The organism is Azospirillum fermentarium (genome assembly GCF_025961205.1).
GTDB lineage: Bacteria > Pseudomonadota > Alphaproteobacteria > Azospirillales > Azospirillaceae > Azospirillum > Azospirillum fermentarium.
Window position 1 is genome coordinate 222,112 of the sequence record NZ_JAOQNH010000003.1, and the last position, 20,849, is coordinate 242,960.

A 20,849-nucleotide genomic window follows, 5' to 3' on the forward strand; every position below is an offset into this window, starting at 1 on the left:
TCATATGGGAGGCGCGATGGCCTAGTCCGGCCACGTCAGCGCGATGACGGTGCCGCCCGCCGTGCCGGCGCGGCACACCGCCTCTCCCCCATGGGCTCGGGCGACGGCCTTCACCACGGCCAGCCCCAGGCCGCTGCCGCTGCCCGGCCGGGCCTCCGGCCCGCGGCAGAACGCGTCGAACACGCCCTGTCCGAGGCCGCCGGGCATCCCCGGTCCGGTGTCTTCGACCTCAAGGCACGCCACGCCCCCGTTCGTCAGGAAGCGGATGGTCAGGGTGCCGGGATCGGCATGGTGGACGGCGTTGTCCAGCAGCGCCAGCAGGGCCTGCCGGATCCGCACCGGATCGCAGACCGTCTCCGCGTCCATCACCCCCAGGACCGGACGGAGACCGGCGGCGTGCAGGGCCGGCTCAAAGGCGCTCACCGTGCCGGCGATCGCGGCGGCGATGCCGCCTTGCTCGCGCTGAAGCTCCAGCCGGCCGCTTTCGTCCAGGGCCAGGACGCGCAGATCCTCCACAAGCCGGCTCAGCCCTTCCACCTGGGCCAGCAGCCCGGAAAAAAGGGCGGGGGTCGGCTGGAACACCCCCTCCGTCAACCCCTGAAGCCGGCCCCGCAGCACCGTCACCGGCGTCCGCAGCTCGTGGGCGATGGCCGCGTTCCAGAACGCCCGCTCCTTGGCCATGCGGTCCAGGCGCTCGGCCATGCGGTTGAAATCCTCGACCAGATGGGTGGCCTCGCCCATCGACAGCCCGTCGGCGGCGGCGCGGGCCGACAGATCGCCCTCCGCCACCCGGCGCAGGTTGACGGCGACGGAGTTCAGGGGCGTCAGAATCCGCCGCGCCAGCTTGACCGCGGTGACGCCGGCCAGGACCAGCGCCGTGAGCATGGTGGCCGCCAGCCAGCCCACCTCCACCGACGAGGGCAGCAGGTCGTCGGAGATGCTGGCCGGGAAGTAGGTCAGGGCAACGGCGTAGAATACATAGGTTCCGCAGACCACCAGCAGGACCGCGCTCGATGCCAGGACCGTCATGGACAGGATGATCTGCCGGCGGAGGCCCGATCGTTTCGGGTCCGCCGCCCTCTGCCGCAACGCTGCGGGGATCATGCGCCCCCCAGCCGGTATCCGACGCCGCGGACGTTGACCGGCACACCCACCACCCCCTGCGCCTCCAGCTTCTTGCGCAGCTTGCTCAGGTGGCTGTCAACGGTCCGTTCCAGCGCCTCCCCCTCGGGCAGGCAGGCGCCGAGGAGTTCGGCCCGGCTGAAGACCCGTTTCGGGGTCCGGGCCAGATGAACCAGCAAACGGTATTCGGTCAGGGTGAGGTCGAGTCCCCGTTCGCTCCCGCCGTCCCCGTCGATCAGGGCCTGATGCCCGTCCAGGTCGATCCGCAGCCGGCCGCAGCGCAGGACGCGGCGCGGTGACTCCCCGCCGTGCACGGCCGTCCGGCGCAGCACGGCCTGCACCCGCGCGACCACCTCCGCCGGGTTGAACGGCTTCACCACGTAATCGTCGGCGCCGATGCGCAGCCCCATCAGCTTGTCGATGTCCTGGTCCAGCGCCGTCAGCATGATGACCGGGGTGTCGCCGCGGTGGCGGACCTCGGACAGCACCTGCCACCCGTCCAGCCTGGGCATCTGCACGTCGAGCAGCAGCAGGTCGGGCCGGAGCGACAGGTGGAGATCCAGGGTCCGCCGCCCGTCCCCGGCCCGGACGACGCGCATCCCGGCCCGCTCCAGATAGGCGGTCAGGATATCCGCGATGTCCGGGTCGTCCTCGGCCACCAGAATCATCGCCCCCGCTTCCGGCGGCTCCGCCTTCGGCATGCCGTCCGCCGCTGTGCCCGTCATCGCCGTCCCGCCCGGTTTTTCCGCGATCTCCATCATATCTCCACACACCCGCGACCGAAACGCAACCGTCCTGCCCCATGCCAGGGCCGGGCGCCCGCCATGGGGTGAGAGGTGCCCGATTCTCTTGGCCGAGGACGAGCGGAGACATGAACCGGATCTTTCTTATGGGCACCGTGCTTGCGGGGGTGGCGGCCTTTGCGGGGGTCTCGCTTTCCGGCAGCGGGGCGGAGCCCGGCCCGCCAACGGTCACCCGGACGGCTGCGGACACGATGCTGAGCGTCACCGTCACGGCGCCCCGTGAGAAAACCGCCGTCGAGCGGGTGCCCGCCACCGGACTGCTCGTCCCCCGCGAGGAGGCCGCGGTCATGGCCGAGGTGGCGAACGTCCGCATCCTGGGCGTGGCGGCGGAGGTGGGGGACCGGGTCCGCCGGGGCGACAGGCTTGCCGTCCTCGACGCCGAGAGCCTGCGGCTGCAGGTCCAGCAGATGGAGGCGGACCACGCCAAGGCCCGCGACGAGTACGCGCGGGTCAATTCCATCAGGGACAGCGGTGCGGTCAGCAAGAGCATCGTCACCGAGAAGAAAAGCGCGCTGGAGGCGGCGAAGGCCAGGCTGGACGAGGCCAGGCTGGCCTTGCGCCGCACCGTCGTCACGGCGCCCGAGGACGGAACCGTGTTCGAGCGCCGCGCCACGGCCGGAACGGTCACCGCGGCCGGCGAGCCGCTTTTCCGCATCGCCAAGGGCGGTGAGGTGGAGGCGGACCTCCGTGTCCCCGAGGGGGACGCGGGCCGGGTGCCGCCGCAGGGGCGGGTGGCGCTGTCGCTGCCGGGCCTCGACACCCCGGTGGCCGGCACGGTGCGTCTGGTGACGCCGCGGATCGACGCGTCCGACCGCTCCGCCTCGGTCCGGGTGTCGATCGCCGGGGACCGGCCGCTGATGATCGGCGCCTTCGTTCACGGCGCCGTCGATCTGGCCACGGTCACGGCCTTCGCCGTTCCCTCCACCGCGGTGCAGCGCGATGCCCAAGGGGCGTTCGTCTGGGCCGTCGAGGACGGTGGGCGGGTGGTCCGCCGCCCGGTCCTGCCGCTGCTGCGGCAGGACGGCCTGACCCTGGTGGATGGCGTCACCGCGGGTCTGAACGTCGTCGCCCGGGCGGGATCCCTTCTGCGCTCCGGCGACCGGGTGAAGACGGTGGAGGCCCGCTGAGCGATGCCCATGCCGGTCTCAACCTGGGCGATCCGCAATCCCATTCCGCCCATCGTGCTGTTTCTCGCGCTGACCGTGGGCGGGCTGGCCGCTTTCCGGGCGCTGCCCGTCAACAACATGCCCAACATGGTTCTGCCGGCCGTCAGCGTGACGGTCGGCCAGCCGGGCACCGCGCCGACGGAGATCGAGACCCAGATCACCCGCCGTGTGGAGGGTGCCCTGGCGGGGCTGCACGGGGTCAAGCGCATCACCTCGAAGATCGCGGAGGAGACCTCCGTCACCACCGTCGAATTCCATCTCGACACCGGCATCGACCGTGCGATGAGCGACGTCCGGGACGCCGTTGCCAACATCCGCGACCAGTTGCCCCGCTCGATCCAGGACCCCCAGATCCGGCGGGAGGAGGCCGACGGCGCCGAACTGCTGGTGTTCAGCGCCGAGGCCCCCGGCCTGCGGTCCGAGGATCTCGCGTGGTTCGTGGACGATGCCGTCACCCGCGCGCTGCTGTCCGTTCCGGGCGTGGCGAAGGTGCGCCGCCAGGGCGGCACCGCTCACGAGATCACCGTCACCCTCGACCCGGCCCGTCTTGCCGCCTTCGGCGTTTCCGCCGCCGAGGTCAGCCGCCAGCTTGCCGTGACCGGCGCCGACCTTCCCGGCGGGCGGCTGGTTCAGGAGGAAACGGAGCACAGCCTGCGGACCCTTGGCGGCATGCGGTCGGTGGCGGCTCTGCGCGACCTGTGGATCGGCCTCGGGCCCGGACGCGGTGTGCGCCTGGGCACCATCGCCGAGGTGACCGACGGCGGTGCGGAGCCCCGTTCGGTCACGCGCCTGGACGGCACGCCGGCCGTCACCGTCTCCGTCTTCCGCACCAAGGGGGCCAGCGAACTGACCGTCGGCGCGGCCGTCGTCCAGGCGCTGGAAGAGATCGGGGCGGCCAACCCCGGCGTCGCGTTCAAGGAGATCTTCTCCCTCGTCACCTTCACGCGGACGAGCTTCGATTCGACGCTGTACGCCTTTTTCGAAGGGGCGGTGCTGACGGTCCTGACCGTCTTCCTTTTCCTGCGCGACGGGCGGGCGACGGCGCTGGCGGCGGTCACCATTCCGCTTTCGATCATCCCGACGTTCCTGGTCATCCATTTCCTGGGCTTCTCGCTGAACGTCGTCAGCCTGATGGCGGTTTCGCTCGTCACCGGCGTGCTCGTCGATGACGCCATCGTCGAGATCGAGAACATCCACCGCCACATGGCCGATGCCCGGCGCCCCTATGACGCCGCGGTGATCGCCGCCGACGAAATCGGGCTGGCGGTGGTGGCGACCACGGCGGTGATCGGGGCCGTGTTTCTGCCCGTCAGCTTCATGGGCGGCGTGGTCGGCCAGTTCTTCGCCCAGTTCGGCATCACGGTGTCGGTCGCCGCCTTCTTCTCCCTGGCGGTCGCGCGCCTGCTGACGCCGATGCTCGCCGCCTATCTTCTGAAAGCGCCCGCCCGCCAAGGCGCTGGGCCCGGCGGCTGGACCGTGCGCTACCGCCGGCTGGTCGAATGGACGCTGGACAACCGGGGCAAGACGCTGGGGATCGCCGCCCTCAGCGTGATCCTGTCGTTCGGCCTGCTGCCGTCCCTTTCGATGGGGTATCTGCCGTACGAGGATTATTCGCAGTCGAGCATGACGGTCGAGCTTCCGCGCGGGTCCACCCTGGCGCAGACGGACGCGGCGGCGCAGCAAATGGCGGGGATCCTGCGGGCACGCCCCGAGGTGATGCATGTGCTGACCACCGCGGGCGGCGAATCCGGCGTCAATACCGCCAGCGTCGAGATCAGGCTGGTGCCGCCGGGGATGCGGACCATCAGCCAGCGGACGTTCGAAAGCCTGGTGCTGCCGGACCTGGCGGCCGTCCCCGACGTCCGGGTCACCGTCGCCAACGCCGCCGGCGCCAAGGACATCAGCATCGCCGTGACGGGCGAGAACCCCGAGGCGCTGGACGCGGCGGCGCGGGCCATCGAACGCGGCATGCGGGGCATCGACGGCCTGACCAGCGTGGGCAGCACCGCGCCGTCGGAGCAGCCGGAAATCGTCATCGTTCCCGATTTCGCCAAGGCCGCCCAGCTCGGCGTCACGGTGCAGGCGCTGAGCGATGCCGTGACCATCGCAACCATCGGCGACAGCGAGGCGAATCTGGCCAGGCTTTCCCGCGACGGGCGCCCCCTTCCCATCCGCGCGCGTCTGGCGTCCGGCCCGGCCACGACGCTCGACACCGTGCGCGGCCTGCGCCTTCCCACCGCCGCGGGCGGATCGGTGGCGCTGTCGGCGGTGGCCGACGTCCGGTTCGGATTCGGCCCGGCCAGCATCGAACGGTACGGACGCCGCCGCAAGATCGCGGTCGAAGCCAACCTCGACGGCCTGTCCCTCGGCGATGCGCTGGAGCGGATCCACGCCCTGCCGGCCATGCGGTCCCTGCCCGCGGGTGTTGCGGTCCGCAACACCGGGGACGCGGAGGATATGGCCGATCTGTTCTCGCGCTTCCTGGGCGCCATCGCGGCGGGGCTGCTGGCCGTCTATGCGATCCAGGTTCTGCTCTACAAGGACTGGATCCAGCCCTTCACCCGCATGGCCGCCCTGCCCCTGTCGATCGGGGGGGCCTTCCTGGCCCTGTTGCTGACCGGGACGGATCTCAACATGCCGGCGGCGATCGGTCTTCTGATGCTGATGGGCATCGCCGACAAGAATTCCATCCTGCTCGTCGATTCCATGGTGGAACGCCTGCGCCAGGGCGTTCCGCGGCGGACGGCGATCGTGGAGGCCTGTTCGGTGCGGGCGCGGCCCATCGTCATGACCTCGCTGGCCATGCTGGCCGGCATGCTGCCCATTGCCCTGGGCATCGGCCTCGATACGGCGTTCCGCGCGCCCATGGCCGTTGCGGTGGTCGGGGGGCTGATCTCGTCCACGCTGCTCAGCCTCGTCTTCGTGCCCGTGCTGTTCGATTGCGTGCGGGATTTCGAGGACTGGCTGCTGCCACGCCTCCGGCGGCTGCTGTGACGCGTTCTCTTTTCTTCCCCGTCTCCCCCCGGCCGTTTCGGGCCGAACCCGCAACCCGCAGCCCGGACGGTGGGAACTCTGTCCCGCCGCCGCGGAGCGCCCCCGGACGCGGGGCGTCAGGGCCGAGGATCATGCCGATGCGCCTGCCCCTTCTGTTTGCGCCGATGCTGGCGGTGTCCGCCTGCTCCCTGGCTCCTCCCCTGGAAACACCGGCGCCGCCGGTTCCCATGCTTTTCCCGGCTTATGAGGCGGCGCCCGAGAGGAGCGGTGCCGCCGGGCTGGACCGGGCGGCGGTGTTCCGCGATCCCCGCCTGCGCCGCATCATCGGCCTTGCCCTTGCGAACAACCGCGATCTGCGGCTGGCGCTGCTCAACGTCGGGGCGGCCCGTGCGCAATACGGCATTCAGGAGGCGAACACCATGCCCGGTTTCGATGCGCAAGCGTTGTACAGCCGTGAACGCACGCCAGGGATCGGCGAGCGGTCCGCGGGAATCACGAAGCAATATGGGGTAACGGTGGGTTTGACCGCTTTCGAGATCGACCTGTTCGGACGTGCCAGCACCCTGTCCGACGCCGCCTTCGCCCGCTTTCTCGCCAGCGAGGAGGGCTACCGGGCAGCCCGCATCGCCGTGATCGGCGCCGTTGCCGACGCCTATGCCGCCGAACGGCTGGCGCTCGAACAGCGCGCCCTTGCGGAAGGGACGCTGGCGGACTGGCGGCAGTCCCTGGAGCTTGCGCGCCTTCTCCGGCGGAGCGGGCAGGGCGGCGGCATCGACGTGGTGCGGGCCGAGGCCCAGGTGGCATCGGCCGAGGCCGGCCTGCGGGCATGGGAGCGGGCCGCCGCCCAGGCCGGCAACGCGCTGCGGCTGGTGGTGGGGGCCGATGTTCCCCCCGGCCTGCCCCCCGCCATGAGCCTGGACCAGGGGCCGGTAAGGACGGATCTGCCCGCGGGCCTTCCGTCGGACCTGCTGCTCAACCGCCCGGACATCCGTCAGGCGGAACGCACGCTCGCCGCGGCGACCGCCGACGTGGGGGCGGCCCGTGCCGCCTTCTTCCCGCGGCTGTCGCTCACCGCCGCCTTCGGCTTCGCCTCGCCCGCGCTGAGCGCGCTGTTCGGCGGCCTGCAGGGCGCGTGGAGCATCGCCCCCCGCGCCGTCCTGCCCATCCTCGACGGCGGGCGGCTGGATGCCGAGCGGGATCTGGCGGCGGTCCGGCGGGACGAGGCGGCGGCCCAGTATGAAAAGTCGATCCAGACCGCGTTCCGCGAGGTGGCCGACGGTCTGGCGGGGCGCGCCACGCTGGGCCGGCAGATCGAGGCGCAGAGGCGCAGCGTGTCCAGCGCCGTGCGCGGCGTGGCGCTGGCGGAGGCGCGCTACCGCGCGGGGCTGGAAAGCCGGCTGGAACTGCTGGACGCCCAGCGGCAGGCCTACGCCGCCCGGCAGGCGCTTCTGGATCTGCTGCGCGAGGACATCACCAACGCCGTCGCTCTTTACAAGGCGCTGGGCGGCGGTCTGGCCGGCGACGGCGCCGTGCCGGCAGAGCACGAGGACACCCCGACGCGATGACCCCCGTTTCCGAAAACACGGCTTGGCACCTGCGGTTCTGTCTGATCTTCGGCGGTCAGGCGCTGTCCCTGTGCGGCTCCTCGCTGACCCAGTTCGTCCTGATGTGGTGGATCGCCGACACGACGGGCAGCATCACCGCCCTCTCGGCCGCGGGGCTTGCCGCCTTGCTGCCGCACGCCGTGATCAGCCCGCTGGGGGGCGTGCTGGCGGACCGCTACAGCCGGCGCGCCCTGATGCTTGCCGCCGATACCATCAGTGCGGTTTGCATGACGGTCCTGATCGCGCTGTTCGTCACCGGCCACGTCGCGCTTTGGCACGTCTATGGGATGATGGCGGTGCGGGGGGCCATGCAGGCGATCCAGGAGCCCGCCGCGGTCGCCTCGCTCGGCATGCTGGTGCCGCGCTCGTTCCTGCCGCGGGTGGGCGGGTTGCAGCAGACCCTGCAAAGCCTGACTCAGGTCGTCGCGGCTCCCTTGGGTGCCGTGGTGATGAGCGTTCTGCCGGTGGGCTGGGCGCTGAGCGTGGATGTGGCGACGGCTCTCCTGGGCACGGCTCCGCTTCTGTTCTTCCGTGTTCCGCAAAACCCCATTCCCGCGGAACAGCGGACCGGCGTGGTGGGAGAGTTCACCGACGGCTTGCGCGCGGTAACGGGGTCGCGGGGCCTGACGCACCTGTTTCTCGTCCTTGCCGCCGGGCTGCTGGTCGTCATGCCGTCGCTGACGCTCGTTCCGCTGCTGGTGAAGGAGCATTTTGCCGGCGGGCCGGGAAAGGTCGCGCTGATGGAGGGGGTGTCCGGGGCCGGGATGATCATCGGCGGCATGATCGTGACGGCCCTGGCGCCCCGGCGTCAGGTTCCCTGGGTGTTGTGGGGCATGGTGCTGGCCTGCCTGACGCTGGGGCTGACCGGGGCGACACCCGCCACGCTGTTCGGCGTTGCCGTGTTCTGGTGGGGTGTCAGCGGCCTGACCTATTCCCTGAGCGCGGCCCCCTGCATGGTGCTGCTGCAACTGTCCGTGGACAACCACCTGTTGGGGCGGGTGCAGTCCCTGTTCAACATGACGCTCAGCCTTGCGGCACCGGTCGGATTGGCGTTTCTCATGCTGTTGGGCGATTCCGCGGATGTGCGCACGGTGTTCGTGACGGCGGGGCTGCTCGCCGCCGCCGTGACGGCGCTGGGCATCCTGTCCCCGGCGCTGAGAGCGCTGGACGGGAAAACGGCGCGGGGTTCCCGGGGGGCGGGCAATGCATGAGGCCGTGCCTGCGGCACCCGTCAAGCGCTCCGATCAGCCCCAAAAGGCTTATCGAGCTTTCGTCCGGTCCGGGGCGCTCGACGGGCTGGGGCTGGGGCTGGGGCTGGGCGTCCGCGGCGCGGCCATCCGCTGCCGGCAGGGGGGCCGTCAGGCGGCGCCCGTCAGGGCCGAACGGTCGATGACGTCGTAGAGGCCGCGGTCCTCGCGGGCGATGCGCTGTTTCAGGGCGGTGACGATCTGGCGCGTGTCGTGGATGAAGGCCGCCGGATCCTTGGCGGCGGCGACCGGGCCGGGCCAGCGTGTCCGGTACTGGTCGAAGCGGGTCCGCAGACTGCCCATTTCCGTCTGGAAGCGGGCCGCGGTGCTGCGCAGGGCGGGGTCGGGATGGGCCAGAAGGCGGGGGTAGAGCGCGTCGTCCTCCAGCGCCAGATGGATGGTGAAGATGCCGAACAGGTCGCGGACCGTGGCGGCCAGGGGGCCGGGGTCCGCCGCCGTGGACGGTGCCGCGAGCAGCGTCTCGATGCGGTCCACGAGTTTGCCGACGCTGGCGTGATGGTCCCGGTAGAGGGTGGTGCTGAGGGTGACGGCGCTCATTCTGGGTCTCCGAACCTGTGCGGCTTCGTGTGGGTGGTGCCGGCGCCAGAGTGCCCGCGTGAGGGGGCGGGATCGTTGCGCCAAAGCAAGTTCGTCTGCGAAAGACCGGTCCCATGGGGGGCCGGGGATGGGGCGGCGATGGCCTGCGCGCAGGCGTCCAGCAGCAGGCCCACGTCGAGACCATAGGAGGCCGCCGCCTCGGCGACGGTCTGGAACCGCGCCACGGGGCAGCCCGGACAGGCCATCCGGTGCGTGAGGAACACGGCGATGGTTTGCGGCCAGCGGTCCAGCACATCCCCGACCGGATCGGACGGGGAAGGGCCGGGGGTGGCGGGATGCGGCGATGGGGGTGTCATGCGCCAAGGGTAGCGCACCCTGCCGCACCGCTCTTTGCGCCCGCGCAAACGGGACGGAAACCGGGAATGCCCGTCGCTTACGCCGGCGGCGGCGCGGGCGGCAGATCCTCGGCGATGGCGACCAGGGCGTGGGGCCGGCGGATGGTGACCTGCTGGCGCCCACCCTCGACGATGCCTTGGGATTCCCAGCCGCTGAGGATGCGGCTCACCGTGTGCAGGGTGGTGCCGGTCATCGCGGCGATGTCCTGCCGGGACAGCGGAAAACCGATCTCCACGCCACCCTCCACCCGGCGCCCCGCCTGGCGGGCCAGACGCAGGAGCGCGTGGGCCACCCGGCGCTCGACCCGCTCGGTGGCGACCTCGCGCAGGCGGTTCTGCACCTCCTGCAACCGGCTCCCGACGATGCCCAGCGCGTTCAGCGCGATGCGGGGGTACCGCTCCATCAGGATCCCCATCGCGGCCGCCGACCACTGGATGACGACGCAATCGGCGACGGCCAGCGCGTCGGCGGGGTAGGCGCTGCCCGAGAACACCGCCGCCGTGCCGAACATGTCGCCGCCGCCGACGTAGCGGACCACCATCTGCTGCCCGTCGGGGCCCGTCTGGGCGATCTTGACCCGCCCGTCGATGAGCGCGTGGCAGAAGGCCGCCGGGTCGCCCTGGGCCACGATGACCGTTCCCTTTTCCACCCGCCGGGTGTGGGCGGAGCGGACGGTTTCGGCCCGTGCCGCCTCATCCAGCCCGTCGAAAAGCCGCAGGCCACGCAGAACGGCGGGATCGGGAACGGGCGGGGGCATCGACGTCCTTGGGGGAAGCGGCGGTTTCTGGCCGGATGGTCACCGCCGAAACGTAACACGGGGCGTGCAACGGATTATTGTTAATAAAAATAGGGAAATACCGGCGTGTGAAAGTTCCGGCTGCGGTCCGGGCGGGCGATCCGCGCGCCGGTACCCCACACATTGGAAAAACTCATTGAAATCATGACGATTTCCAAATTGACGCAATCTTGCTGTCTTATGATAAGGAAATAACACACAAGGATACGATATCCTCGATGGAGTTTTACAGGAATGCCCGTCACCCCCCGCCCCACCCCCGTGACCGCGCTTCCATCCATCGCCGCCGACGTGCTGGTCATCGGCGGCGGCCTGTCGGGCACCTGGGCGGCGCTGGCCGCGGCGCAGGCGGGGGCCAGGGTGGTTCTGGCGGACAAGGGCTATTGCGGGGCCAGCGGCGTGGCCGCCACCTCCGGTCCCGGCCACTGGTGGGTGCCGCCCGACCCGGATCTGCGGGCCGCGGCCATCGCCGGGCGCATGGCCATTGCCGGCGGCATCGCCGATCCGGCGTGGATGGCGCGCATCCTCGACATCACCTGGACCACGCTGCCGACCATCGCCGACGTCTATGATTTCGCCACCGACGAGAACGGGGTGGTGCAGTACCGCGGCCTGCGCGGGCCGGAATATCTGCGGGCCATGCGGCGCAAGATCCTGAACCACGGCGTGCGCATCCTGGACCAAAGCCCGGCGCTGGAGCTGCTGGCGGACTGCAACGGTGCCGTGGCCGGTGCCCGCGGCCTGCGCCGCCAGCGTCACGAGGCGTGGACGGTGCGGGCACCGGCGGTGATCCTGGCGACCGGCGGCTGCGGTTTCAAATCGCGGCTGCTGGGCAGCCACACCAACACCGGCGACGGGCACCTGATGGCGGCGGAAGCCGGCGTGCCCTGTTCCGGCATGGAATTTTCCACCTACCACACGGTGTCGCCGGCGTGGTCCACCATGACCCGCTCCATGTCCTACGCCTTCGCCGTCTATTACGACGCCGGTGGGCGGGAAATCCCGGTCCCGCCGGGCGACATCACCCGCACGCTGGCCCGCGCCATGCTGGCCGGGCCGGTGACCTGCAGCCTGCACCGGATGCCCGATGATATCCGCGAACGGCTGCGGCGGGTGCAGCCCAACATGATGCTGCCCTTCGACCGCACCGGCGTCGATCCCTTCACCCAGCGTTTCCCGGTGCTGCTGCGGCCCGAGGGCACCATCCGCGGGTCGGGCGGCATCCGCATGGCGGATGAGGATTGCGCGACGGAAGCCAAGGGGCTGTTCGTGGTGGGCGATGCCGCCACGCGCGAACCCGTGGCCGGGGCGGTGTCGGGCGGCGGGGCGATCCTGGCCGCCTGGGCGCTGTCGTCGGGGGTCATGGCCGGGCGGGCCGCCGCCGCGCGGGCACGGGGTTCCGGCGGGCCGGGGGATGGGCCGGTCACGCCGCTGGGCCGCGCCGGGCTGCGGCCCGCCCGCCATGCCGCCCCGGTGGACGTATCCGCCGTCACCGCCGCGGTGCAGGGTGAAACGCTGCCCTATGACAAGACCATCTTCCGCCGCGCCCCCGTCCTGCGCCGTTCGCTGGCGGTGCTGGACGGGGTGTGGCGCGACGTGCGCGACCATCTGGACGGCTATGGCCTGTCCACCGCGGGGGAAACGGTGCAGGCGCGCGAGGCGGCGGCCCTGACCGCCGTGGCCCGCTGGTGCACCCGCGCCGGGCTGGACCGGGCGGAAAGCCGTGGAATGCATTGGCGCGAGGACGCGCCGGCCACCGATCCCGCCTATGCCCGCCGTCTCAGCGTCGGTGGTCTGGACGACGTGTGGGCGCGGTTCGACGGGGACGCGCCCCAGCCCATTCCCTCGCAAACCATCCCGGTGCCGGAGGCCGGAGCCGCATGATCAGCCTTCTCATCGCCGACCGCTGCACCGGGTGTCAGGTGTGCGTGCGCGTCTGCCCCACCAACGTGTTCGACGCGGTGCGGGGGCAGCCGCCGGTCATCGCCCGCCCGCAGGATTGCCAGACCTGTTTCCTGTGCGAGCTGTATTGCCAGCCCGACGCGCTCTACGTCGATCCCGATTGCGAGGCGGTGGCCGAGGTCACCGCCGGACAGGTGGACGCGGCGGGCCAGCGCGGCACCTATCGCCGGCATTCCGGCTGGAACGAATGGGCGGGCGATCCCCGCTATGCCAACGAACATTGGCGGATGGATCAGATCTTCGCCCGCGCCCGCGCGCTGTCCTGACCGCCGCTTCCTTTCACCATCAAGGGCCTTGCCATGCCGAACGACCGCTTTTTCCCCGCGGCGGGTTCCCTGTCGCGCCGCCGTCTGCTGACCGGCACCGTTGCCGCCGCCGGGCTGCTGGCCGCCCCGCGGCTGGGGCGCGCCGACACCGGCATCCTGAAGGTGGGGGATCAGCGCGCCTCCATCCGTTCCATCCTGGAAGCATCGGGGCAGTTGAAGGACGTTCCCTATACCGTGAAGTTTGCCGATTTCCCGGCGGCGGCGCCGCTGCTGGAAACGCTGAACGCCGGGGCCGTCGATGTGGGCTTCGCCGGGGATGCGCCCCATTCGTTCGCCCTGTCCAACGGGCTGCCGGCCAAGATCGTCGCGGCGGGCCGGTCGGACCCGGCGTGCATCGGCATTCTGGCGCGCACGGATTCGCCCATCCAGTCGGTGGCGGATCTGAAGGGGCGCAGCATCGCCACCGGGCGCGGGTCCATCGGTCATTACATGGTGGTGGCGGCGCTGACCGCCCACGGGCTGACGGTGAACGACGTCAAGCTGACCTTCCTCCAGCCGGCGGAAGCCAAGCTGGCGTTCGCCAACGGCACGGTGGACGCGTGGTCGGTGTGGACGCTCTACATCGCGCAGGAGGTGGTGGCCGGCACCGGGCGGGTGCTGGTGAACGGGCGCGGGCTGGTCAACAACAACGCCTTCATCAGCGCCGCCGACACCGCCATCGCCACCAAGCGCCCGATCGTGCAGGATTTCGTGGCCCGCGTGGCCGCCGCCCGGCTGTGGGCGCTGGACCATGCGGAGGACTACGCCCGCATCTGGGCCGATCTGGTGAAGGTGACGCCGGAGGTGGCGGCTTATGCCTTCAACCTGGAACGCTTCCGCCCGGTGGCGGTGGATGACGCGGTGGTGGCGGATCTGCAAAAGACCGCGGATTTCTACACCACCCTGGGCGTGATCCAGAAACCGTTCCAGGCGGCACAGCACGTGGACCGCAGCTTCCCCCTGGCCCCGGCGGTGCTGGCGGATTCCGCGGCCCGCGCTGGCTGAGAGCAGAGCCGAAAAGCCCTGACGTCAAAACGCGACATCCCCGTATTTGCCCTCTTCCCGGTGGGGCTACGCACTGCGCAGAACCATAACTTATTGATATAAAACATCTTATTTCATCGTCATTCCCGCGAAAGCGGGAATCCAGGTGTGAGTCGCGATCAGCGGCGATATGAATCGCCTGAGGTTTTGGTCCTGGAAACACCTTCTGGATCCCAGCTTTCGCTGGGATGACGATGAAAAATTATTTTATATCAATAAGTTATGGTTTTGCGCAGTGCGTAGCCGGTGGGGAGAGGGCGCAGGAACCAGCCTTCGATCCAGGCGATCCAGAGGCTGGAACTTTCTGGCCCTGGCCGAACCCATTCCCGAAAGACCGATCATGCATCTGGCCCTGTTCGTGACCGAGGCGGGGATGCACGCGGGCGGCTGGCGTCACCCCGACGCCGCCCCGGTGCGCCCCTTCGGCCTTGGCTTCTACCGTGATCTGGCGCAGAAGGCGGAAGCCGCCAAGCTGGACATCCTGTTCGTGGCCGACAAGGTCGGGCTGGACGATCTCTACGGCGGCAGCGTCGGCGCCACGGTGGCCCGGCGTCCCAACGCCCGGCCCGAGCCGGTGACGCTGGTGTCGGCGCTGGCGGCGGTGACCAGCCGCATCGGGCTGGGGGCCACGGTGTCCACCACCTATGCCGAGCCGTACCATGTGGCCCGCCTGTTCGCCACCATCGACCATCTGAGCGGCGGGCGGGTGGCGTGGAACGCCGTCACCTCGGTCAGCGACAGCGAAGCGCGCAACTTCGGGCGCGACGCCCATCTGGACCACGCCGCCCGCTACGCCCGCGCCGACGAGTTCATCGACGTGGTGCGCAAGCTGTGGGACAGTTGGGAGGAGGGGGCGATTGCCCCCGACAAGGCCACGGGCCGTTTCGCCGACGAGGCGCGCGTGCATACCGTCAACCACGACGGCCCGCATTTCCGCGTGCGCGGCCCGCTGAACATCGAACGCCCGCCCCAGGGGCACCCGGTGGTGATCCAGGCCGGGGTGTCGGGCACCTTTCAGGATGTGGCGACCCGGCAGGCGGATCTGGTGTTCACGGTCCACCCGGACATCGCCAGTGCCAAGCGTGCCTATGCCGCGTTCAAGGCGCAGGTGGCGGCCCAGGGGCGTTCGCCCGGCACGGTGAAGGTGCTGCCCGGCATCATGCCGATCATCGGGCGCACGGATGAGGAGGCGCAGGAGAAACGGGCGCAGCTTCGCGCGCTGATCGACCCGGTGGCGGGGTTGAGCTTCATGTCCGGCAGCATGAATTACGACCTGTCGCAACACCCGCTGGACGGGCCGTTCCCCGATCTGCGCGACGTCATCACCGGCAGCCGGGGCCGGTTTCAGCGTGTCATTGCCGATGCGCTGGAAAGCGGGGCCACGGTGGCGGAGGTGGGGGCGGCCTATGTGGAAAGCCTGTCGTTCGCGGTTGCCGCCGGCTCGCCCGTGACCGTCGCCGACATTCTGGAAGAATGGGTGACGGAGGGTGCTGCCGACGGCTTCGTGCTGATGCCGCCATACCTGCCCGGCGGCGTGGACGATTTCCTGACGTTGGTCGTCCCCGAACTGCAACGCCGCGGCCTGTTCCGCCGTGACTATGACGGAGCGACTTTGCGCGACCACCTTGGCCTGCCACGCCCGGTTTCGCGGTACAGTGCCTGATTGACGGGATGCAAGGGCCGTCGGCCCTTGCCGGGGGGCCGGGGGCAGTGCCCCCGGCTTCTTCACGCCTTCAAGAAATCCAGCACCATCCGATTGAACGTCTCGGCGTGCTCCCACTGCGCCCAATGCCCGCAGCGGTTCAGCACGTGCAACTGCGCGTCCTGCATCCCCCACAGCAGGCGCAGACCGATGTCGAGCGGCACGAAGCGGTCGTCGCGGCCCCAGATGATGAGGGCGGGGGCGGCGATTTCACCCAGACGCGGGCTGACGTCGGGGAACTGCCGGGGGTTGGCGGCGAGGCTCTTGACGAAGTTTTCCAGATGATCCCGGCGGGACAGCATGTTGTCCAGCCGTTCCTGAATCAGCGTGTCGGTGAGCTTGCTGGCGTCGTACATGAAGACGTTCAGCATCTTCTTCAGGCTGTCCAGCGTGGGGTCGCGGTAGACGCTCTGGAGCAGCTTGATGCCTTCCAGCGGCATGGGCTGGAACAGGCTGGGGCCGCCGGTGCCCCCGCCCATCAGCACCAGCTTGCCCACGCGGGCGGGGTTGGCGAGCGCGAAGGCGACGGCGCTGTGACCACCCATGGAGTTGCCGACGATGTGAACCTTGTCCAGCCCCAGCACGTCCAGCAGCCCGGCGAGCGCCCGCCCGTTCAGCTCGGACCGGGAGCCGGTGCACACGATGGGGTCGCTCTTGCTCCAGCCGGGGCAGTCCATCAGGATCACGCGGTAGCCGGCATTGACGAAGGCGTCGATGTTGCGGCTGAAATTGGCCCAGCCGCTGGCGCCGGGGCCGGAGCCGTGCAGCATCACCACCGTTTCCGCACCGGCGCCGGCATCGTTGTAGTGGATCTGCAGGTTCAGATCACCCTCGGCGATGCGGGCGAAACGGCTGGTGGCGGCTTCGGTCAGGGGGGGAGTGCCGGTCATGGTCAACGAATCCTTCCGTCTTGAAAATCAGCGGGTTGCGGCGTAGGGGCGGGCGCCCAGCCCGATGGGTTCCGGGGCGCATTCGACCAGACGGTCGAACAGGGCGGTGAAATCCTCGCCCCCCTTGTCCGCCGCGGCTTCAGCGAAGAAGGCGTCCACCTCCGCCCAGTCGGCGGGGGTCAGGGCGTGATGGGCCAGCGGCAGCACCGTGTCTTCCTCCAGCATCATGTGCGTGCGGTAGAAGTCGGCGTAGCGTTCGAACGCGGCGGTGAAGGCGCCCAGCGTGCGCGGGTCGGCGGTGAAATCGGCCAGCGCCCGCCGCAGGGTGGCGATGCGCTCCGGCCCGGCGGCGTGCTCGGCGGCCAGGGTGGCGAGTGCGGCGGCGCCGTCGTCCGTGCGGGTCTTGAGCACGGCGAACAGCCGGTCCTCTTTCGGGTGATGGCGCTGTTCGGCGTAGGCGTCGAGATAATGCACCATGGCCTGGAACAGCGCGCGGTCGGGTTCCAGCGTGCCGGCGGCGACCTTCTTCAGCATGAAGCGGATGGCGTGCAGCACGCCCGCCAGGGCCTGGTGCTCGTCGGACAGGATGCGCAGGGCGTTCATGCGGACAGCCTTTCCTGATGCTTGCTGGCGAGGCCCAGATAGCTTTCGATGATGCGCGGATCGTTGGCGAGATCCTGGGCGGGGCCGTGGATCTTCACCGCCCCGTTCTCCAGCACATAGGCGTAGTCGGCGACCTGAAGGGCGGCACGGGCGTTCTGTTCCACCAGCAGGATCGACACCCCGCGGCGGCGCAGTTCGGCGACGATGCGGAAGATCTCGCGCACGATCAGCGGGGCGAGGCCCAGGCTGGGTTCGTCCAGCATCAGCAAGGTGGGTTTCGCCATCAGCGCCCGGCCCACCGCCAGCATCTGCCGCTCGCCGCCCGACAGGGTGCCGGCGGCCTGGGTGCGCCGTTCCTTCAGGCGGGGGAACAGGGCGTAGACCTCTTCCATCGTCTGCCGCTGGTCGCGGTGGCCCTGGCGGTGGCGCTGGAAGGCGCCCAGCAGCAGATTGTCCTCGATGGTCATGGACCCGAACAGCTCGCGCTTTTCCGGTACGAGGTTCAGGCCGCGCACCACCATGCGCTCCACCTCCGGCACCGCTTCCACGGTGCCGTCGATGGCGATGTGGCCTGAGGAGGGGCGCAGGCCCATGATGGCCGACAGGGTGGTGGTCTTGCCGGCGCCGTTGGGACCGATGACGGTGACGATGCTGCCGCGCGGCACCGACAGGCTGACCTTGCTGACCGCTTCCACCTTGCCATAGGCGACGGACAGGTTGCGGACGTCGAGCAGGATCTCGGTGGTCATGGCTCACACCCCTCCCAGATAGGCTTCGAGCACGGCGGGGTCGCGCTGCACGTCGTCGGGCAGGCCCTCGGCGATCTTCTGGCCGAACTCCATCACCACCACGCGGTCCACCAGACCCATGACGAAATCCATGTCGTGTTCCACCAGCAGCACGGCCATGCCCTCCGCCCGCAGGCGGCGGAGCAGGTCGGCCAGCGCCTCCTTCTCCTTCAGGCGCAGGCCGGCGGCGGGTTCGTCCAGCAGCAGCAGGCACGGGTCGCTGCACAGCGCGCGGGCGATTTCCAGGATGCGCTGCTGGCCGAGCGCCAGGTTGCCGGCCTCCTCGTCCATCAGGGCGCCCAGCCCGACGCGCTCCAACTGGATGGCGGCCTCGCGCAGCAGGCGGGCCTCCTCCGCCCGGTCCAGGCGCCACGCCGCCGACAGCACGCCCTTGGTGCCGCGCAGGTGCGCGCCGATGGCGACGTTCTCCAGCACCGTCATGCGCGGCATCAGGCGCACGTGCTGGAAGGTGCGGCTCATGCCCAGGGCTGCGATGCGGCTGGTGCCCAGCCCGGTGATGCGCCGCCCGCGGAACAGGATCTCGCCGGACGTCGGCGTATCGACGCCGGAGAGCTGGTTGAACATGGTGCTCTTGCCCGCCCCGTTGGGGCCGATCAGCGCCAGGATCTCCCCCGCCTCCACCCGCAGGCTCATGTCGTTGTTGGCGATCAGGCCGCCGAACCGGCGGGTGACGTTGCGCGCCTCCAGGATCACCTCGCCGTGGGGCGGCTGTTCCTTGCGGGGCAGGGCGGGGGCGGCGGGGTCGATGCGGCGGGGGGACGTGCGCACCGGCACCAGCCGGGCCAGCAGCGGCCACAGACCGTCACGGGCGTGGTGCAGCACCAAAATCATCAGCACGCCGAAGACGATGACCTCGAAATTGCCGGCGTTGCCCAGCAGGCGGGGCAGGATGTCCTGCAGCCACTGCTTCAGCAGGGTGATGACCCCGGCCCCCACCAGCGCGCCCCACACCTGGCCGGCACCGCCGATCACCGCCATGAACAGGTATTCGATGCCGATGCCCAGCCCGAACGGCGTGGGATTCACGAAGCGCTGCAGGTGCGCGTACAGCCACCCGGCGGCACAGGCGTGCAGGGCGGCGATGACGAAGATCACCATGCGGGCGCGCGAGGTATCGACGCCCATGGCCTCCGCCATCACCATGCCGCCCTTCAGCGCGCGGATGGCGCGTCCCTCGCGGGAATCCAGCAGGTTGCGGGTGGTGAACAGGGCGGCCAGGACAAAGGCCCAGACCAGATAATAGTACGCGCGGTTGTCGGTCAGGGCATAGCCGAACACCGACACCGGCGGCAGGTTGGACAGGCCCGAGTGGCCGCCCAGAACCTCAAGGTTGCCGAACAGGAAATAGAGGCTGATGCCCCACGCCATGGTGCCCAGCGGCAGGTAATGGCCCGACAGCCGCAGCGTGACCGATCCCAGCACGACGGCGACCGCCAGGGTCAGCACCAGCCCGATCCCCAGCGCCAGCCACGGCGACCCGGCGGCAAAGGCCAGCCAGCCGGGCAGCACGTCCGGCCCGGCGGTGGTCAGCACGGCGGTGGTGTAGGCGCCCAGGCCCACGAACGCCGCCTGCCCGAACGAGGTCAGGCCGCCGACGCCGGTCAGCAGCACCAGACCCAAGGCCACCAGCGCCGACAGCCCGACGTAGTTCAGCAGCGTGACGGTGAAATCCGGCAGGACCAGCGGCCCCGCCGCCAGCCCGGCCAGGAAGAGGGCGAGCACCCAGTGTCCGCCCGGCAGCAAGGCGCCGGCCCGCGGCGCCGTGGTGGTTCGGATGGTCATTCGTCTTCCTCGACATGGTGGGAGGCGATGGAGCGCCACAGCAGCACCGGGATGATGAGCGTGAACACCAGCACGTCCTTGAACGCGCTGGTCCAGAAGGAGGAGAAGGATTCCAGCAGCCCCACCATCACCGCGCCTGCGGCGGCCAGCGGATAGCTGCCCAGCCCGCCGATGATGGCGGCGACGAACCCCTTCAGCCCGACCAGGAAGCCGCTGTCGTAATAGACCGTGGTCAGGGGCGCGAACAGCAGCCCCGACAGCGTGCCGATGAAGGCCGCCAGCAGGAACGTCAGCCGCCCGGCCAGGGCGGGGGAAATGCCCATCAGCCGCGCGCCGTCGCGGTTGACCGCGGTGGCCCGCAGCGCCTTGCCCAGCAGCGTGCGCCCGAAGAAGGCGTAAAGCGCCGCGATCAGCGCCACGGACACGACGATCACCACCAGCGTGTGTCCGCCGATCTGCATGGTGCCCACGTCGAGCATGGCGTCGCTGAACGGGCTGGTGCGCGACCCTTCCGGCCCGAACACCAGCAGCCCGACGCCGATCAGCGCCAGATGCAGCGCCACCGCCACGATCAGCAGCACCAGCACCGAGGCTTCGGCCACCGGCTGGAACGCGATGCGGTAGGTCATCGGCCCCAGCGGCACCACCAGCGCCAGCGTCAGCACCACCTTGACCGCCAGCGGCAGGGCGGCCAGCGGCAGCGCCCACACCACCGCCGCCAGTGCTGCGGGATAGCCCAGATTCCACGCCGCCGACCGGGGCAGCGACGGCCCGCGGCCCCCCCGGCGCCAGGAATCGTACACGTCCATGGCAAAGGCGATGGCCCCGATCGCCGGCAGCACCCAGACGGTGCCGGGAACGCTGCCGGCCTCCAGCGCCGCCATGGTCAGCCCGCCCCAGGCGAGGAACTCGCCCTGGGGGATGTAGATGATGCGGGTGACGGCGAACACCATCACCAGGGCCAGCGCCAGCAGCGTATAGACGGCACCGTTGGTGATGCCGTCCTGCGCCAGCAGAAGAAAGATCGTCTCGTCCATAGTCGGTGTCCCGGTGATCGGTGTCCCGT

The 20,849-nt window shown here is 70.2% G+C and carries 18 protein-coding genes; 8 read left to right on the top strand and 10 right to left on the bottom strand.

Features of this window, described 5'->3' with window-relative positions; all coding sequences use genetic code 11:
* Window positions 1-21 precede the first annotated feature (21 nt).
* On the bottom strand, window positions 22-1,104 hold the full coding sequence (locus M2352_RS21235) for an ATP-binding protein (RefSeq protein WP_264666531.1): 1,083 nt from the start codon (window positions 1,102-1,104) through the stop codon (window positions 22-24).
* Window positions 1,101-1,880 carry a response regulator gene (locus M2352_RS21240; RefSeq protein ID WP_406567318.1) on the bottom strand — a complete coding sequence of 260 codons (780 nt, stop codon included), beginning with the start codon at window positions 1,878-1,880 and terminating at the stop codon, window positions 1,101-1,103. Before M2352_RS21240 ends, M2352_RS21235 begins: the two co-directional genes overlap by 4 nt.
* 131 nt (window positions 1,881-2,011) lie before the next feature.
* On the opposite strand from M2352_RS21240, the gene M2352_RS21245 reads away from it, so the two are divergent.
* From M2352_RS21245 to M2352_RS21260, 4 genes are all read left to right on the top strand, one after another.
* A complete protein-coding gene (locus M2352_RS21245) occupies window positions 2,012-3,052 on the top strand; it encodes an efflux RND transporter periplasmic adaptor subunit (RefSeq protein ID WP_264666532.1) in 1,041 nt (346 codons plus the stop codon).
* Window positions 3,053-3,061: 9 nt separating this feature from the next.
* Window positions 3,062-6,085, top strand: coding sequence for an efflux RND transporter permease subunit (locus M2352_RS21250; RefSeq protein ID WP_264666533.1), 3,024 nt, complete (start codon window positions 3,062-3,064; stop codon window positions 6,083-6,085).
* Window positions 6,086-6,222: 137 nt separating this feature from the next.
* Window positions 6,223-7,650 carry an efflux transporter outer membrane subunit gene (locus tag M2352_RS21255; RefSeq protein WP_264666534.1) on the top strand — a complete coding sequence of 476 codons (1,428 nt, stop codon included), beginning with the start codon at window positions 6,223-6,225 and terminating at the stop codon, window positions 7,648-7,650.
* Window positions 7,647-8,900, top strand: a complete 1,254-nt coding sequence (locus M2352_RS21260) for an MFS transporter (RefSeq protein ID WP_264666535.1) — start codon at window positions 7,647-7,649, stop codon at window positions 8,898-8,900. Before M2352_RS21255 ends, M2352_RS21260 begins: the two co-directional genes overlap by 4 nt.
* 147 nt (window positions 8,901-9,047) lie before the next feature.
* Here M2352_RS21260 and M2352_RS21265 read toward each other — a convergent pair whose 3' ends face one another.
* From M2352_RS21265 to M2352_RS21275, 3 genes are read right to left on the bottom strand one after another with little or no spacing between them, the layout of a single operon-like run.
* Window positions 9,048-9,494 carry a hemerythrin domain-containing protein gene (locus M2352_RS21265; RefSeq protein WP_264666536.1) on the bottom strand — a complete coding sequence of 149 codons (447 nt, stop codon included), beginning with the start codon at window positions 9,492-9,494 and terminating at the stop codon, window positions 9,048-9,050.
* Window positions 9,491-9,868, bottom strand: coding sequence for a DUF1858 domain-containing protein (locus tag M2352_RS21270; protein WP_264666537.1), 378 nt, complete (start codon window positions 9,866-9,868; stop codon window positions 9,491-9,493). Before M2352_RS21270 ends, M2352_RS21265 begins: the two co-directional genes overlap by 4 nt.
* A gap of 59 nt (window positions 9,869-9,927) precedes the next feature.
* Window positions 9,928-10,647, bottom strand: coding sequence for a Crp/Fnr family transcriptional regulator (locus M2352_RS21275; RefSeq protein WP_264666538.1), 720 nt, complete (start codon window positions 10,645-10,647; stop codon window positions 9,928-9,930).
* A 273-nt stretch (window positions 10,648-10,920) separates the two neighbouring features.
* Between M2352_RS21275 and M2352_RS21280 the strand changes: the two genes are divergently transcribed.
* From M2352_RS21280 to M2352_RS21295, 4 genes are all read left to right on the top strand, one after another.
* Complete coding sequence (locus tag M2352_RS21280; RefSeq protein WP_264666539.1) at window positions 10,921-12,570, top strand: FAD-dependent oxidoreductase; 1,650 nt, start codon at window positions 10,921-10,923, stop codon at window positions 12,568-12,570.
* Entirely contained in the window at window positions 12,567-12,914 is a 348-nt protein-coding gene (locus M2352_RS21285; protein ID WP_264666540.1) for a 4Fe-4S dicluster domain-containing protein, read from the top strand. The genes M2352_RS21280 and M2352_RS21285 overlap by 4 nt, the downstream gene beginning before the upstream one ends.
* 33 nt (window positions 12,915-12,947) lie before the next feature.
* Window positions 12,948-13,958, top strand: coding sequence for an ABC transporter substrate-binding protein (locus M2352_RS21290; RefSeq protein ID WP_264666541.1), 1,011 nt, complete (start codon window positions 12,948-12,950; stop codon window positions 13,956-13,958).
* A gap of 379 nt (window positions 13,959-14,337) precedes the next feature.
* A complete protein-coding gene (locus M2352_RS21295; protein WP_264666542.1) occupies window positions 14,338-15,660 on the top strand; it encodes an LLM class flavin-dependent oxidoreductase in 1,323 nt (440 codons plus the stop codon).
* 62 nt (window positions 15,661-15,722) lie between these two features.
* On the opposite strand, the gene M2352_RS21300 is transcribed toward M2352_RS21295, so the two are convergent.
* The 5 genes from M2352_RS21300 to M2352_RS21320 are packed head-to-tail and all read right to left on the bottom strand — an operon-like array spanning window position 15,723 to window position 20,820.
* The gene (locus tag M2352_RS21300) at window positions 15,723-16,589 is read right to left on the bottom strand and encodes an alpha/beta fold hydrolase (protein ID WP_264666543.1); all 867 of its coding nucleotides are present in this window, start codon (window positions 16,587-16,589) and stop codon (window positions 15,723-15,725) included.
* 27 nt (window positions 16,590-16,616) lie between these two features.
* Window positions 16,617-17,192, bottom strand: coding sequence for a hemerythrin domain-containing protein (locus M2352_RS21305; protein ID WP_264666544.1), 576 nt, complete (start codon window positions 17,190-17,192; stop codon window positions 16,617-16,619).
* Complete coding sequence (locus tag M2352_RS21310; RefSeq protein WP_264666545.1) at window positions 17,189-17,941, bottom strand: ABC transporter ATP-binding protein; 753 nt, start codon at window positions 17,939-17,941, stop codon at window positions 17,189-17,191. Before M2352_RS21310 ends, M2352_RS21305 begins: the two co-directional genes overlap by 4 nt.
* Window positions 17,942-17,944: 3 nt before the next feature.
* On the bottom strand, window positions 17,945-19,783 hold the full coding sequence (locus M2352_RS21315; RefSeq protein WP_264666546.1) for a branched-chain amino acid ABC transporter ATP-binding protein/permease: 1,839 nt from the start codon (window positions 19,781-19,783) through the stop codon (window positions 17,945-17,947).
* Window positions 19,780-20,820, bottom strand: a complete 1,041-nt coding sequence (locus M2352_RS21320; RefSeq protein WP_264666547.1) for a branched-chain amino acid ABC transporter permease — start codon at window positions 20,818-20,820, stop codon at window positions 19,780-19,782. The genes M2352_RS21315 and M2352_RS21320 overlap by 4 nt, the downstream gene beginning before the upstream one ends.
* Window positions 20,821-20,849: the final 29 nt, after the last annotated feature.